Source organism: Streptomyces sp. NPDC058145 (assembly GCF_042884245.1).
GTDB lineage: Bacteria > Actinomycetota > Actinomycetes > Streptomycetales > Streptomycetaceae > Streptomyces.
The window spans coordinates 324148-337987 of sequence record NZ_JBHVUH010000009.1; the positions used below are offsets into that span (position 1 = coordinate 324148).

Here is a 13840-nt window from a genome sequence, read left to right on the forward strand (position 1 = left end):
TGTTCTGGGGTGAAACGTCAGGGTCTGGGGGAGTGCGGAAGGCGCCGGATGTGCGCGAAGGCACCTTCATCGGATAGCAAGGGCCCATGGCGGTCTTCGTCGCGCTCGGCGCGTTCCTGATGACGCTGGCCGGCGGCTGGACGGCACAGCGTGTGACCGACCGCCGCCATCTCGTCCTGGGTCTGGCCGGCGGCCTGATGCTGGGCGTGGTCGGCCTCGACCTGCTGCCGGAGGCGCTGCACGCGGCGGACCGCGAGATCTTCGGCGTACCGGCGGCCCTGCTGCTGTTCGTGGCCGGCTTCCTGCTGGCCCATCTGGTGGAGCGCACCCTGGCCGCCCGCCAGGCGGCGCACGGGGGCGCCGAGCACCAGCACCGCGCGCCCGAGGTGGGCCTGACGGCGGCGGCCGCGATGGTCGGTCACAGCGCCATGGACGGCGTGGCGATCGGCGCGGCCTTCCAGGTGGGCGGCGGCATGGGCACGTCCGTGGCGCTCGCCGTGATCGCGCACGACTTCGCCGACGGCTTCAACACCTTCACCCTCACGAGCCTGTACGGCAACGCCCGCCGCCGGGCGATGGGCATGCTGGTGGCCGACGCCTGCGCCCCCCTGCTGGGCGCGCTGTCGACGGTCTTCTTCCACATCCCCGAACCAGTGCTCGGCGGCTATCTCGGCCTCTTCGGCGGCGTACTGCTCTATCTCGCCGCCGCCGAGATCCTCCCCGAGGCCCACCACGAGCACCCCGCCCGCTCCACCCTGCTGTGCACGGTCGCGGGCGCGGCCTTCATCTGGCTGGTGGTCGGCGTCTCCGGCGGCTGACCGCACGGGCCGCGTCACAGCTTCCCGCCCCGCCCGCCGTCCCGCCGGGGCGGAGCGATCAGCGTGGAGAGATACGGCAACGGCGCCCCGTCCAGCTCGGCGGCCGGCCGCACCGACTCCTCCGGCAGCCCGAGCGCCGAACCCCACACGGCGTCCCCGATCCGCCCGGTCTCCCGCAGCGCCTCGGCCACCTCGGTGGCCTGCCGCCCGAACTTGTAGGCCACGACGGTGCCCGGCCCCGCCAGCGCCTCCTTGAGCGCCGCCGCGCCCGCCGTCACCGGCACCAGCGTCAACGGCTCGGTCCCCTCCGTCAGCACCGCGCCCGACCGCGCCGCCAGATCCTGCATGGCGGTGATCCCGGGCACGGTCTCCACCACGACACCCGGTACCAACTCCGCGATCGTCTGCGCGAGATACGTGAACGTCGAGTACACGTTCGGATCGCCGATGGTGGCGAAGGCGACCGACCCGTGCCGCTCCAGCAGCCCGGCGACCCGCTCGCCCGCCACGTCCCAGGCGGCCTCCCGGCGCGCCCGGTCGGTCCGCTCGTTGAGCGCGAACACCACCCGGACGACCTTCTCCCCGGGCACGTAGTGCAACACGGTCGCCTCGGCCCGGCCCTGCTCACCGGTGTCCATCACGGGAACGACGACGACCTCGGCCGCGCGCAGTGCGTTGACCCCCTTGACGGTCACCAGCTCCGGGTCCCCCGGTCCGACCCCGACTCCGACCAGCCTGCTGCTCATGACGTCCGGCACCTCTCCACGAACCGACGGGCCACACCGGGCCCGGCGGCCCAGTGCGTGTGCAGATAACTCGCGTGCACGCCCTGCTGTACGAAACCCTCGACCCGCCGGACCGGGGTGGTGAGCCCCCAGGCGGGAGCGGCACCGGCGCCGGGCTCGACGACCGTGCGGTGGAACTCGTGCCCGCGCGTCCGCGTCCCCGCGACGGCCAGCACACTGTCGCCGACGGCCACCGCGTCCCGGTAGCCGAGAGTGAGCCGTTCGCCCATGCGGGCACCGGCGTCCAGCACCCCGCACATGGACCGTCCGTCCAGCTCCCGGCACAGGTAGAGCAGCCCGGCACACTCCGCGGCCACGGGAGCACCGCTCAGCGCGAGTCCGGCGACCGCCTTGCGCAGCGGCTCGTTGGCGGACAGCTCGGCCGCGTACACCTCGGGAAACCCGCCCCCGATGACCAACCCGGCGCTTCCCTCCGGCAGCTCCTCGTCCCGGAGCGGATCGAACGTGACGACCTCGGCACCGGCGGCGGCGAGCAGCTCCGCGTGCTCCGCGTAGGAGAACGTGAACGCCTGACCACCGGCGACGGCGACCACCGGCCCTCGCCCCCCGGCCGGCCGAGCCGGGTGACGGGCGGGCGAGGCGGCCACCGGATCCCAGGCCGCGCCCGGCAACGCACCCGCACTCCGCGCCAGCACCATCAGCGCGTCCAGATCGCACCCCGCGGAGACCTGCGCCGCCATCGCCCCGACCGCGTCCACCGCCGCGGCCCGCCGCTCGGCGACCGGCACCAGCCCCAGATGCCGCGACGGCGTTTCCACCTGCGGCACCCGCCGCAACACCCCCAGCACCGGGACCCCGGAGGCGTCCAGCGCCTCCCGCAGCAGCGCCTCGTGCCGGTCGGACCCCACCTTGTTCAGGATCACGCCCCCGACCCGCACCTCCGGATCCCAGGACGCGAACCCGTGCACCAGCGCCGCCACCGACCGCGACTGCGACGACGCGTCCACGACCAGTACCACCGGCGCCCGCAGCAGCTTGGCGACATGAGCGGTGGACGCCAGCTCACCCTGGCCCGCGGCCCCGTCGTACAGCCCCATCACGCCCTCGACCACGGCGAGATCACACCCCCGCGCCCCGTGCAGGAACAGCGGAGCGACCAGCTCCGGCCCGCACAGGTACGCGTCCAGGTTGCGCCCCACCCGCCCCGTGGCGAGCGCGTGGTACCCGGGGTCGATGAAGTCCGGGCCGACCTTGTGCGGGGACACGGCGAGTCCCCGCGCGGCGAACGCGGCCATCAGCCCGCTGGCGACGGTGGTCTTGCCGCTGCCCGACGAGGGCGCGGCGATGACCAGCCGAGGCACCGACGACATCACCACTCGATGCCCTTCTGGCCCTTCTGTCCCACGTCCATGGGGTGCTTGACCTTGGACATGTCGGTGACCAGATCGGCGAGGTCCACCAGCTTCTCCGGCGCGTTCCGCCCCGTGATCACCACGTGCTGGGTGCCGGGACGGCCGCGCAGCACGTCCACCACCTCGTCCGTGTCCACCCAGCCCCAGTGCATCGGGTAGGCGAACTCGTCCAGCACGTACAGCCGGTACGTCTCGGCCGCCAGGTCCCGCTTGACCTGCTCCCAGCCCTCGCGGGCCTTCTCCTCGTTGGTCGCGTTGTCACCCTGGATGTCCCGCTGCACCCAGGACCAGCCCTCGCCCATCTTGTGCCAGTCGACGCTCCCGCCCTCGCCGGAGGCGCCGAGCACGCGCAGCGCGTTCTCCTCGCCGACCTTCCACTTGGCCGACTTGACGAACTGGAACACCCCGATCGGCCAGCCCTGGTTCCAGGCCCGCAGCGCCAGCCCGAACGCGGCGGTGGACTTGCCCTTGCCGACGCCCGTGTGCACGACGACCAGCGGCCGGTTACGACGCTGACGGGTCGTCAGTCCGTCGTCCGGTACGACACTCGGCTGCCCCTGCGGCATTACGCGGCCCTCCTCGAAGTCCCCTGCACATCCCTGACCAGCCCGGCGATCGAGTCGGACCGCAACTCGTCCAGCGTCACCGCCGTACCGCCCAGCTCGCCCGCGAGCTGACCGGCGAGCCCGAGCCGCACCGGTCCCGATTCGCAGTCCACGACCACCGAGGCGACGCCGTCGGCCGCGAACAGCCGCGCCGCCCGCCCCGCCAGCGCCACCGGCTCAGTTGCGCCCGTCGCCGGACCACCACCCCGGCCGGCGGCTCCCCCAGAGCCGAACGCCTGGGGGGACCCCCCTCGCGCCGCCCCTCCAGCTGTGGCCCGCCCGTCGGTCACCACCACGACCAGCGCCCGCCGCGCCGGGTCCCGCAGCCGTTCCACCCGCAGTACCTCGTGCGCCTTCAGCAGCCCGGCCGCGAGCGGCGTACGGCCGCCGGTCGGCAGCGACTCCAGCCGGACCGCCGCCGCGTCCACCGACGAGGTCGGCGGCAGCGCCACGTCCGCCGCGGACCCCCGGAAGGTCACCAGACCCACCTTGTCCCGCCGCTGATAGGCGTCGAGGAGCAGCGACAGCACCGCGCCCTTCACGGCGCTCATCCGCTGCCGCGCCGCCATCGACCCGGAGGCGTCGACCACGAACAGCACGAGGTTGCCCTCACGCCCCTCCCGGGTCGCCTGCCGCAGATCGTCCCGGCGCACCACAAGACCCGGCCCGGACCGCCCCCGCGCCCGCTGGTGCGGGGCGGCGGCAAGCACGGTGGCCGCCAGATGCAGCTTGGTCAGCGCGCCCCGGGGCCGTCGGGCCCCCGTGGTCCGCCCGTGCTCGGTGCGTGCCCGCGAGCGCCGGCCCGTGGCGCCCTCTCCGATGCCGGGCACGCTCAGCACCTTCGTACGGAACGGCTCGGCGGCCCGCACGGCCGACTGCTCCTGCCCGCCCGCGGGCTGCGGCTGCCCGCCCTCACCGGCCTCGGGCGGCGCGGCCGCGCCGCCGTCGCCCTGCGGACCGCTGTCCGGCGCCGGCTGCCCGCCACCGCCTCCGGGGCCGTCGGGGCCGGGGTCGTCGTCGCCCTCACCCTCGCCGGAGAACTGCTCCATCGTCTCGTCCAGCTTGTCCTCGTCCAGACCCGGAGCGTCGAACGGGTTGCGCCGCCGCCGGTGCGGCAGCGCGAGCAGCGCGGCCTGCCGGACGTCCTCGGCGAGCACATCGGTCCGCCCGGCCCACGCGGCCAGCGCGGTCGCCGTACGCGCCATCACGATGTCGGCGCGCATACCGTCCACCTCGAAGGCCGCGCAGGTCGCCGCGATCTGCCGCAGCGCGCCGTCGCCCAGCCGCACCCGCGGCAGCAGCTCCCGTGCCGCGACGATCCGTTGCCGGACGGCGGCCTCCTCCTCGGCCCAGCGCGCGGCGAAGGCGCCGGGATCGTCGTCGTACGCCAGCCGGCGCCGCACGACCTCCACACGCTGGTCCGGCTCCCGCGAGGCCGCGACCTCCACGGTCAGCCCGAACCGGTCGAGCAACTGCGGCCGCAGCTCGCCCTCCTCGGGGTTCATGGTGCCGACGAGCAGGAACCGGGCGGCGTGCCGCACCGAGACACCCTCGCGCTCGACGTAGGAGGCGCCCATCGCGGCGGCGTCCAGCAGCAGGTCCACGAGATGGTCGTGCAGGAGGTTGACCTCGTCCACGTACAGGATCCCGCGATGGGCGTCGGCCAGCAGGCCCGGCTCGAACGCCTTCACGCCCTCGGCGAGGGCCCGCTCGATGTCGAGGGCGCCGACCAGCCGGTCCTCGGAGGCACCGACGGGCAACTCGACCATCCGCGCGGGCCGTTCGGCACCGGCACCCGCCTCGTGCGGTCCGTCCGGGCACGACGGATCCGGTGCCGCCGGAGCACAGGAGAACCGGCATCCGGGGACGACGGCCACCTCCGGCAGCAGCGCGGAAAGGGCGCGTACGGCCGTGCTCTTCGCGGTGCCCTTCTCGCCGCGCACCAGCACACCGCCTACCGCCGGCGACACGGCGTTCAGCAGCAGCGCGAGCCGCAGATCGTCCTGGCCGACAACGGCCGTGAACGGGAACGGGGTTGTCACTGGTCGCCCTCCAAGTCGCCTTCCAGCTCCAGATAGGTGGCGCGCAGCCGCTCCAGCGTGTCCGCGTCCGGCTCCGCCCACAGTCCGCGGTCCGCCGCCTCCAGCAGCCGCTCGGTGATGCCGCGCAGCGCCCACGGGTTGGACTTCCGCATGAAGTCCCGGTTCTCCGGGTCGAAGACGTACTCCGCGCTGAGCTTCTCGTACATCCAGTCGTCGACCACGCCCGCCGTGGCGTCGTAGCCGAACAGGTAGTCCACGGTCGCCGCCATCTCGAAGGCGCCCTTGTAGCCGTGCCGGCGCATCGCCGCCATCCAGCGCGGGTTGACCACACGTGCCCGGAAGACGCGGTGCGTCTCCTCGCCCAGGGTGCGCGTCCTCACCTGGTCCGGTACGGCGGAGTCGCCCACGTACGCCTCGGGGTTGGCGCCGGTCAGGTGCCGCACCATGGCGACCATGCCGCCGTGGTACTGGAAGTAGTCGTCGGCGTCGACCAGGTCGTGCTCACGGGTGTCGACGTTCTTCGCCGCCACCGCGATCCGCCGGAACGCCGTCTCCATGTCCCCGCGCGCCGCCCGCCCGTCGAGCCCGCGTCCGTACGCGTAACCGCCCCACACCGCGTACACCTCGGCGAGGTCGGCGTCGGAGCGCCAGTTGCGGGCGTCGATCAGCGGCAGCAGACCGGCGCCGTACGCGCCCGGTTTGGAGCCGAAGACACGGGCCGTCGCCCGCCGGCGGTCACCGTGCTCCGCCGCGTCCTCGTCCACGTGCGCCCGCACGAAGTTGACCTCGGCCGGCTCGTCCAGCTCGGCCACCGCCCGGACCGCGTCGTCGATCAGCCCGACCACGTGCGGGAACGCGTCCCGGAAGAAGCCCGAGATACGGACCGTGACGTCGACGCGCGGCCGGCCCAGCTCCTGCGGGCCGATCACCTCGAAGCCCGTCACCCGGCGCGACGCGTCGTCCCAGACCGGACGGCAGCCCAGCAGCGCCAGGATCTCGGCGATGTCGTCGCCCTGGGTGCGCATCGCGGAGGTACCCCACACCGTGAGTCCGACCGACCTCGGATACTCCCCGGTGTCCTGCAGATACCGCTGGACCAGCGAGTCCGCGAGCGACTGGCCGACCTCCCAGCTCAGCCTGGACGGGATCGCCTTCGGGTCGACCGAGTAGAAGTTACGGCCGGTCGGCAGCACGTTGACCAGACCGCGGGTAGGCGAACCCGACGGGCCGGCCGGCACGTAACCGCCGTCCAGCGCCCGCAGGATGTGCCCGATCTCGTCGGTGGTCCGCGCCAGCCGCGGTACGACCTCGTCGCAGGCGAACTCCAGCACGGCGACGGCGTCCGCGAGTTCGGTGCCGAGCACGTCGCCCAGCACGACGGACACGGCCGCCCGGTCCCACGCCCGGGACTCCATGCCCTCCGCGATCCGCCGGCACAGCTGCTCCAGCAGGTCGATCGCGTCGGCCGCCGTCCGGGAAGGAATGAAAGGGCGCGGAGCGCCTTCCTTGGAAGGGTGGTGGTGGGAGACGGGCGGGACCTCGATCCGGTCGGTCAGCTCCACCGGCACCTTCACCGGCGCGCCCGGCTCGGCCAGCAGCTCCTTCTCCACCAGCCCGTAGTGCTGGGCCAGCGACGCCCGCAGCCCCGGCAGCGCGTTCGCCTGCCCGCCCCACACCTGGGAGGCGCGCAGCACGGCGAGGACCAGGTTCACCCGCGGCTCGGCCTCCGGACCGCCGCCGAGGATGTGCAGTCCGTCGCGGATCTGCACGTCCTTGATCTCGCACAGGTAGCCGTCGATGTGCATGACGAACTCGTCGAACGCGTCGTCGTCCGGCTGCTCGTCGACATGCAGGTCGTGGTGGAGCTCGGCGGCCTTGACCAGCGTCCAGATCTGGGCGCGCACCGCCGGTGCCTTCGCCGGGTCCAGGTCGGAGACGAGCGCGTACTCGTCCAGCAGCTGCTCCAGCTTGGCCAGGTCGCCGTAGGTGTCCGCGCGCGCCATCGGCGGTACCAGGTGGTCGACCACCGTGGCGTGCCCGCGCCGCTTGGCCTGGGTACCCTCGCCGGGGTCGTTCACGATGAACGGGTAGATCAGCGGGAGTTCGCCGAGCACGGCGTCCGGCGCGCAACCGCCGCTCAGGCCCAGGCCCTTGCCCGGCAGCCACTCCATCGTGCCGTGCTTGCCCATGTGCACGATCGCGTCGGCGCCGAAGCTGTTGTCCAGCCAGCGGTAGGCCGCCAGGTAGTGGTGGGAGGGCGGCATGTCGGGGTCGTGGTAGATCGCGATCGGGTTCTCCCCGAAGCCGCGCGGCGGCTGGATCATGACGACGACGTTCCCGAACCGCAGGCAGGCGAGCACGATGTCGTCGCCGTCCACGTACAGGCTGCCCGGCGGCTCGCCCCACGCCTCGAGCATCGCGTCCCGCAGCCCGGGGTCGAGCCCGTCGAACCACTCCCGGTAGTCGGCGAGCGGCACCCGGGCGGGCGCGGCGGCCAGCTGCTCCTCCGTCAGCCACTCGACGTCGTGGCCGCCGGCCGCGATCAGCCGGTGGATCAGCTCGTCGCCGTTGTCCGGGTATCCCTCGGCCAGGTATCCGGCGTCCCGCAGCGCGTCCAGCACCCTTACCGCCGAGGCGGGCGTGTCCAGGCCGACCGCGTTGCCGACCCGGGAGTGCTTGGTCGGGTAGGCGGTGAAGACCAGCGCGATCCGCTTCTCCGCGTTCGGCTTGTATCCCAACTCGGCGTGCCGTACGGCGATTCCGGCGACCCGCGCGGCCCGCTCGGGGTCGGCCACGTACACCGGGACATCGGCGCCGTTCTCGTCGGCCTGCTCCTTGAAGGAGAACGGCACGGTGACGAGCCGTCCGTCGAACTCCGGGATGGCCACCTGCATCGCGGCGTCCATGGGGGAGAGGGCGGCGTCCGACTCCTGCCAGGCGGCCCGCGAGGAGGTGAGGCAGAGCCCCTGCAGCACGGGCACGTTCAGATCGGCGAGCGCCCCGACGTCCCAGGACTCCTCGTCGCCACCGGCGGACGCATGCGAGGCGTGCGTACCGCCGGCCGCCAGCACGGTGGCGACCAGGGCGTCGGCCCGGCCCAGCAGCTCGTACAGCCCGGCGTCGGCGCCGCGCAGCGAACCGCAGTACACCGGCAGGGCGTTGGCGCCCCGCGCCTCGATCGCCTCGCACAGTGTGTCCACGAAGCCGGTGTTGCCGCTCAGTTCGTGTGCTCGGTAGAACAGCACGCCCACCGTCGGGCGGCCGTCCCGGACCGGGTACGAGCCGTGGACGCCGAACTCCGGCATCTTCCGCGGTTCCTCGAAGCCCTCGCCGGTGAGCAGCACCGTGTCGGAGAGGAACCGGGCCAGTTCGGTCAGGTTGTCCGGGCCGCCCTCGACGAGGTACTTCAGCGCCTCCGCCACCACGCCCGCCGGCACGGACGACTCGGCCATCAGCTCGGCGTCCGGCACGGCCTCGCCGCCCAGCAGCACGGTCGGGACGCCGGACGCCCTCAGCGCGGCCAGCCCGTCCTCCCAGGCCCGCTTGCCGCCCAGCAGCCGTACGACCGCGAGGTCCGCGCCCTCGATCAGCCCCGGCAGTTCCCCGGCCACGTCCACCCGGGTCGGATTGCCGATCCGGTACCCGGCGCCGGAGGCCCGGGCCGCCAGCAGATCGGTGTCGGCGGTCGACAACAACAACACTGTGCTCATGCGGGCGCTCCCGGTGGAATGAAAGGCAGTCCTTGCGGCGCGCCCGACTCGATGAGCCGCCAGAGCGCGTCCGTGTCCGCGTGCTGTTCGATCAGGTCGCCGAGCCGGTCGAGCTGCTCCTCGCGCAGCGCGGCGAACGAGGTGCCGGGGGCCGGTACGAAGCGGCGTCCCGCGGCGGCCGCCACCTCGCGCAGGAAGGCCCGTCTGAAGCCGTCCGACTCCAGCGAGCCGTGCCAGTGGGTGCCCCAGGTCTGCCCCACCCGGCAGCCGTCCAGACCGTGTCCTCGGCCATCGGAGAAGAACGCTTCCCCGCCGAGGACTTCGGCGACCCCGTGATGGATCTCGTACCCCTCGACCTGCTCGCCCAGGGCCTCTCCGGCCGGCCGGGTGAGCGTCTTCTCGCGGGCGAACCGCACCCGCACGGGGAGCACGCCGAGCCCGGGGACCTCGCCGGCGCGCGACTCGATCTCGTCCTCGATGCGCTCACCGAGGATCTGGAAACCGCCGCAGATGCCGAGGACGGGCCGGTGTTCGGCCGCCCTGCGCACGAGGGCGTCCGCGAGTCCGCGCTCCCGCAGCCACTGAAGCGCCCGCACGGTCCCGCGGGTGCCCGGGACGACCACCAGGTCGGCGTCGGCCAGCTCCTCCGGCCGGTCCACGAAGCGCACCACGACCCCTGGTTCGGCGGCCAGCGCGTCCACGTCCGTGAAGTTGGACATGAGCGGGATCGCGCAGACGGCGACCCGCAGCACGTCCTCGCCGGCCGGGGGAGCCACCGTGGACTCCCGTACGGTGCCGCGCAGCGACACCCGCAGTCCGTCCTCCTCGTCGATGCCGAGCCCGTGCCGGAACGGCAGCACGCCGTACGTCCGCCGCCCGGTGAGGTTTCGGAGCATGTCGAGGCCGGGCTCCAGCAGGGAGACGTCGCCCCGGAACTTGTTCACCAGGAACCCGGCGACCAGTTCCTGGTCCTCGGGCGACAGCAGGGCGACCGTGCCGAAGAAGGAGGCGAAGACGCCGCCGCGGTCGATGTCGCCGACCACGAGCACGGGCAGCCGCGCGCCCCGCGCGATCCCCATGTTGACGATGTCCGTCCGCCGCAGATTGATCTCCGCGGGCGAACCGGCCCCCTCACAGATCACCGCGTCATACGTGCCCCGCAACTCGGCCAGGCAGTCCAGCACCGTGCCCAGCAACCGCTGTTGGCGTCCGCCGTGGTAGCCGCGCGCGCTCATCTCGCCCACCGGTTTGCCCAGCAGCACCACCTGGCTGCTCTGTTCGCCGCCCGGCTTGAGCAGCACGGGGTTCATCAGCGCGGTCGGCTCGACCCGGCAGGCCTGCGCCTGCATCGCCTGCGCCCGCCCGATCTCGGCGCCCTCGCGCGTCACGAAGGAGTTGAGGGACATGTTCTGCGCCTTGAACGGCGCGACCCTCACGCCCTGGCGCACCAGCCAGCGGCAGATCCCGGCCGTCACGACGCTCTTGCCGGCGTCGGAGGTGGTGCCTGCGACGAGGAGACCACCGTTCACTTGCCACGTCCCTTCGCGAGGAGGCGCGCACCGGCGGTGACACCGAGCGCGAGCAGGCCGACGCGGCGGGAGAGCCGTACGGCCCGGTCGATGTCGGTGACCCGGACGGGCCGCCCGGTGCCGCCGCCCAGCACGGGCCGGTGTTCCACCCGCTCGGCGTAGGAGAGCGTCCCGCCGAGCCGCACCCCGAGGGCGCCCGCGAACGACGCCTCGACGGGCCCGGCGTTGGGGCTCGGGTGCTTGGCCGCGTCCGCCCGCCAGGCCCGTACGGCACCCCGCGGATCCGGTCCGGCCAGCGCGGCGAGCACGGCGGTCAGCCGGGCCCCCGGCCACCCGGCGAGGTCGTCGAGCCGGGCCGAGGCCCAGCCGTACCGGCGCAGGCGCGGCGACTTGTGACCGACCATCGCGTCCAGGGTGTTGACGGCCCGGAACCCGAGCAGCCCCGGCACCCCGCCCACGGCACCCCACACCAGCGCGCCCACGACGGCGTCGGAGGTGTTCTCGGCGACGGACTCGACCACGGCCCGGGCGATCCCGTCGGCGTCCAGCGCCTGTGGGTCCCGGCCGCACAGGTGGGGCAGCCGGGCGCGGGCCGCCGCCACGTCCCCGGCCTCCAGGGCGCGCCCGATCGTCCGGGCCTCGCGGGCCAGTGAGGTGCCCCCGACGACGGCCCAGGTGGCCACGCCGGTCAGCGCGGCGGAGGCGAAGGGGGAGCGGCGCACGGCCCGTTGGGCGACGAGCCCGGCGGCCACGGCGCCGCCGGCGCAGACGGCGGTGTGCAGCGCGCCCCAGCCGCGGTGGTCGTGCCACAGCACGCGTTCCACGGCAGCGGCCGCCCGCCCGAACACGGCGACCGGATGCCCGCGGCGCGGATCGCCGAGGAGCAGGTCACCGAGAAGGCCGGCGGCGGCGCCGTACGCGTAAGCGCGATCGGCACCCATCGGCTCAGCCGGCCGTGGGCGCGGGGGCGGGACTCTCGTGACAGGCCCTGGTACGGGTCCTCGATCTGCGGCCGAGCATGGCGATATGTGTCCTCACTCAGGGTGTCCGCGCCCTGGTTCGACGAAGCCGGCGGTGAGAGTTCCTGGCTCCCGGGGATCACTCCCCGGTGACAGTGGCGGGACCGCGCCGGATTCGCACCGGCTTCCTCTCCTGCCGCCGTAGTTGGCCCGGGCAGTCCACCACGCGCCCGGAAGGGCCGTCAACTTGCCTTTGACCTGCGGGGGGAGAGTGTGCTGAGCCCCACACCGGCGAGATCCGGGCATGGGAAAGGCTCCCTGCCGGAACACACCGGCGGGGAGCCTCTCGGAAGTCGGCTCAGCTCAGGGCTTGGCCACGATCAGGTAGATGCCGTAGGCCACGGCCGCCGCGCACGCCGCGAAGCACACGTACGCGCCGGTCACGGCGAGCGCCGCGGACCCGCCCTGCGCCGCCGCCCGCTCCCGTCGGGACAGGCCGTTGACGCCGAGGGTGAACAGGGCCACCAGGCCCACCGTGAAGGCGAGGCTGACGCCGAGCACGGAGCCGATGGCCGCCCAGTCGATCTTCATGTTGCTTTCCTCCGGTAACCGGGTCAGACGGTGGCGGCCGGCGGGACGGCCGGAGCGGCCGGTGCCGTGACTTCGACGGCGACCGGGGCCGGGCCGCTGGACTGCGCCGGGATGCTGATGGCCGGCCCCTCGGCGAGGGTGATGGTGCCGGTCGGCGGCGGGGTCACCGCGGCGATCGCGGTGGTCACCACACCGGCGGGCTCCGCGGTCTCATCGGTGCCGTTGACGTTGGTGTGGTCGACGACCTCGCGGCGGGAGAGCTTCCAGATGGTGGCGCTGGAACCGACGAGGAAGACCGCGACGACGGCGGTGCCCCAGTCGCCCAGGTCCGTGACGGACTCGGCGAGCGCGCCGACCAGGGCGGCGGCCGGCAGGGTGAGGACCCAGGCGACGGCCATGCGGGTAGCGGTGGACCAGCGGACCACGCCGCCCCTGCGGCCCAGACCCGCGCCCATCACCGAACCGGAGACGACGTGCGTGGTGGACAGCGAGAAGCCCAGGTGCGAGGAGGCCAGGATGGCGGTGGCGGCGCTGGTCTGGGCGGCGAAGCCCTGACGCGGCTCCAGCTCGGTCAGGCCCTTGCCCATGGTGCGGATGATGCGCCAGCCGCCGATGTAGGTGCCGAGCGCGATGGCCATGCCCGCGGAGAGGATCACCCAGGTGGGAGGGTTGGAGCCCGGGGCGATGGCACCGCCCGCGACCAGCGCCAGGGTGATGATGCCCATCGTCTTCTGGGCGTCGTTGGTGCCGTGGGCGAGGGAGACCAGTCCGGCGGAGGCGATCTGGCCGGCGCGGTAGCCCTTGCGGGTGGCCTCGCCCTCGCCCTTGCCGCCGATCCCGTAGGAGAAGCGGGTGGCGAGCATGGCGGCCAGGCCGGCCACGACCGGGGCGGCGACCGCCGGCAGCAGCACCTTGGTGACCAGGACGTCGCCGTGGACGGCGCCGAAGCCCGCCGAGGCGACGGTGGCGCCGATCAGGCCGCCCATCAGGGCGTGGGAGGAGCTGGAGGGCAGTCCCACCAGCCAGGTCAGCAGGTTCCAGAGGATCGCGCCGACCAGGGCGGCGAAGATGACCTCGGGACGGATGCCGTTCTCATCGACGAGACCCTTGGAGATCGTGTTGGCGACCTCCACGGAGAGGAAAGCGCCCACAAGGTTGAGCGCGGCGGACATGGCCACCGCGACCTTGGGCTTCAGCGCGCCGGTCGAGATGGTGGTGGCCATCGCGTTGGCGGTGTCGTGGAAACCGTTCGTGAAATCGAACGCGAGTGCGGTTACCACCACAATCGCGAGGATCAGCGAGAAGCTTTCCATTTACCCAGGCAATCGTTCGAGCGTCATTGGCGGGTCGAACGTAAGCAACCTGGGTGAACGGAAGGTGAACTGGGTCGGGCGTGGGGGTGTCGGTAACGGGGTTCCGGGATTCCGC

The 13840-nt window shown here is 73.4% G+C and carries 10 protein-coding genes and 1 riboswitch; of the genes, 1 reads left to right on the top strand and 9 read right to left on the bottom strand.

Annotated features, from left to right (window positions below; genetic code table 11):
- The first annotated feature begins 86 nt into the window (after positions 1 to 86).
- On the top strand, positions 87 to 818 hold the full coding sequence (locus tag ACFVVO_RS22440; protein ID WP_390057338.1) for a ZIP family metal transporter: 732 nt from the start codon (positions 87 to 89) through the stop codon (positions 816 to 818).
- Positions 819 to 832: 14 nt separating this feature from the next.
- Here ACFVVO_RS22440 and cobI read toward each other — a convergent pair whose 3' ends face one another.
- From cobI to ACFVVO_RS22485, 9 genes are all read right to left on the bottom strand, one after another.
- The gene (gene cobI, locus ACFVVO_RS22445) at positions 833 to 1564 is read right to left on the bottom strand and encodes a precorrin-2 C(20)-methyltransferase (RefSeq protein WP_390057339.1); all 732 of its coding nucleotides are present in this window, start codon (positions 1562 to 1564) and stop codon (positions 833 to 835) included.
- Positions 1561 to 2934, bottom strand: a complete 1374-nt coding sequence (locus ACFVVO_RS22450; protein WP_390057340.1) for a cobyrinate a,c-diamide synthase — start codon at positions 2932 to 2934, stop codon at positions 1561 to 1563. The genes cobI and ACFVVO_RS22450 overlap by 4 nt, the downstream gene beginning before the upstream one ends.
- Positions 2934 to 3542 carry a cob(I)yrinic acid a,c-diamide adenosyltransferase gene (gene cobO, locus ACFVVO_RS22455; protein WP_390057341.1) on the bottom strand — a complete coding sequence of 203 codons (609 nt, stop codon included), beginning with the start codon at positions 3540 to 3542 and terminating at the stop codon, positions 2934 to 2936. Before cobO ends, ACFVVO_RS22450 begins: the two co-directional genes overlap by 1 nt.
- The gene (locus ACFVVO_RS22460) at positions 3542 to 5623 is read right to left on the bottom strand and encodes a putative cobaltochelatase (protein WP_390057342.1); all 2082 of its coding nucleotides are present in this window, start codon (positions 5621 to 5623) and stop codon (positions 3542 to 3544) included. The genes cobO and ACFVVO_RS22460 overlap by 1 nt, the downstream gene beginning before the upstream one ends.
- Positions 5620 to 9333, bottom strand: a complete 3714-nt coding sequence (gene cobN, locus ACFVVO_RS22465; RefSeq protein ID WP_390057343.1) for a cobaltochelatase subunit CobN — start codon at positions 9331 to 9333, stop codon at positions 5620 to 5622. The genes ACFVVO_RS22460 and cobN overlap by 4 nt, the downstream gene beginning before the upstream one ends.
- Positions 9330 to 10862 carry a cobyric acid synthase gene (locus tag ACFVVO_RS22470; RefSeq protein WP_390057344.1) on the bottom strand — a complete coding sequence of 511 codons (1533 nt, stop codon included), beginning with the start codon at positions 10860 to 10862 and terminating at the stop codon, positions 9330 to 9332. The genes cobN and ACFVVO_RS22470 overlap by 4 nt, the downstream gene beginning before the upstream one ends.
- Positions 10859 to 11803, bottom strand: a complete 945-nt coding sequence (locus ACFVVO_RS22475) for a cobalamin biosynthesis protein (protein WP_390057345.1) — start codon at positions 11801 to 11803, stop codon at positions 10859 to 10861. Before ACFVVO_RS22475 ends, ACFVVO_RS22470 begins: the two co-directional genes overlap by 4 nt.
- A gap of 137 nt (positions 11804 to 11940) precedes the next feature.
- Positions 11941 to 12013: riboswitch (cobalamin riboswitch) on the bottom strand.
- Positions 12014 to 12184: 171 nt separating this feature from the next.
- Positions 12185 to 12412, bottom strand: a complete 228-nt coding sequence (locus tag ACFVVO_RS22480) for a hypothetical protein (RefSeq protein ID WP_390057346.1) — start codon at positions 12410 to 12412, stop codon at positions 12185 to 12187.
- A gap of 23 nt (positions 12413 to 12435) precedes the next feature.
- On the bottom strand, positions 12436 to 13725 hold the full coding sequence (locus tag ACFVVO_RS22485; RefSeq protein ID WP_390057347.1) for an anion permease: 1290 nt from the start codon (positions 13723 to 13725) through the stop codon (positions 12436 to 12438).
- Between the last annotated feature and the right edge of the window lie 115 nt (positions 13726 to 13840).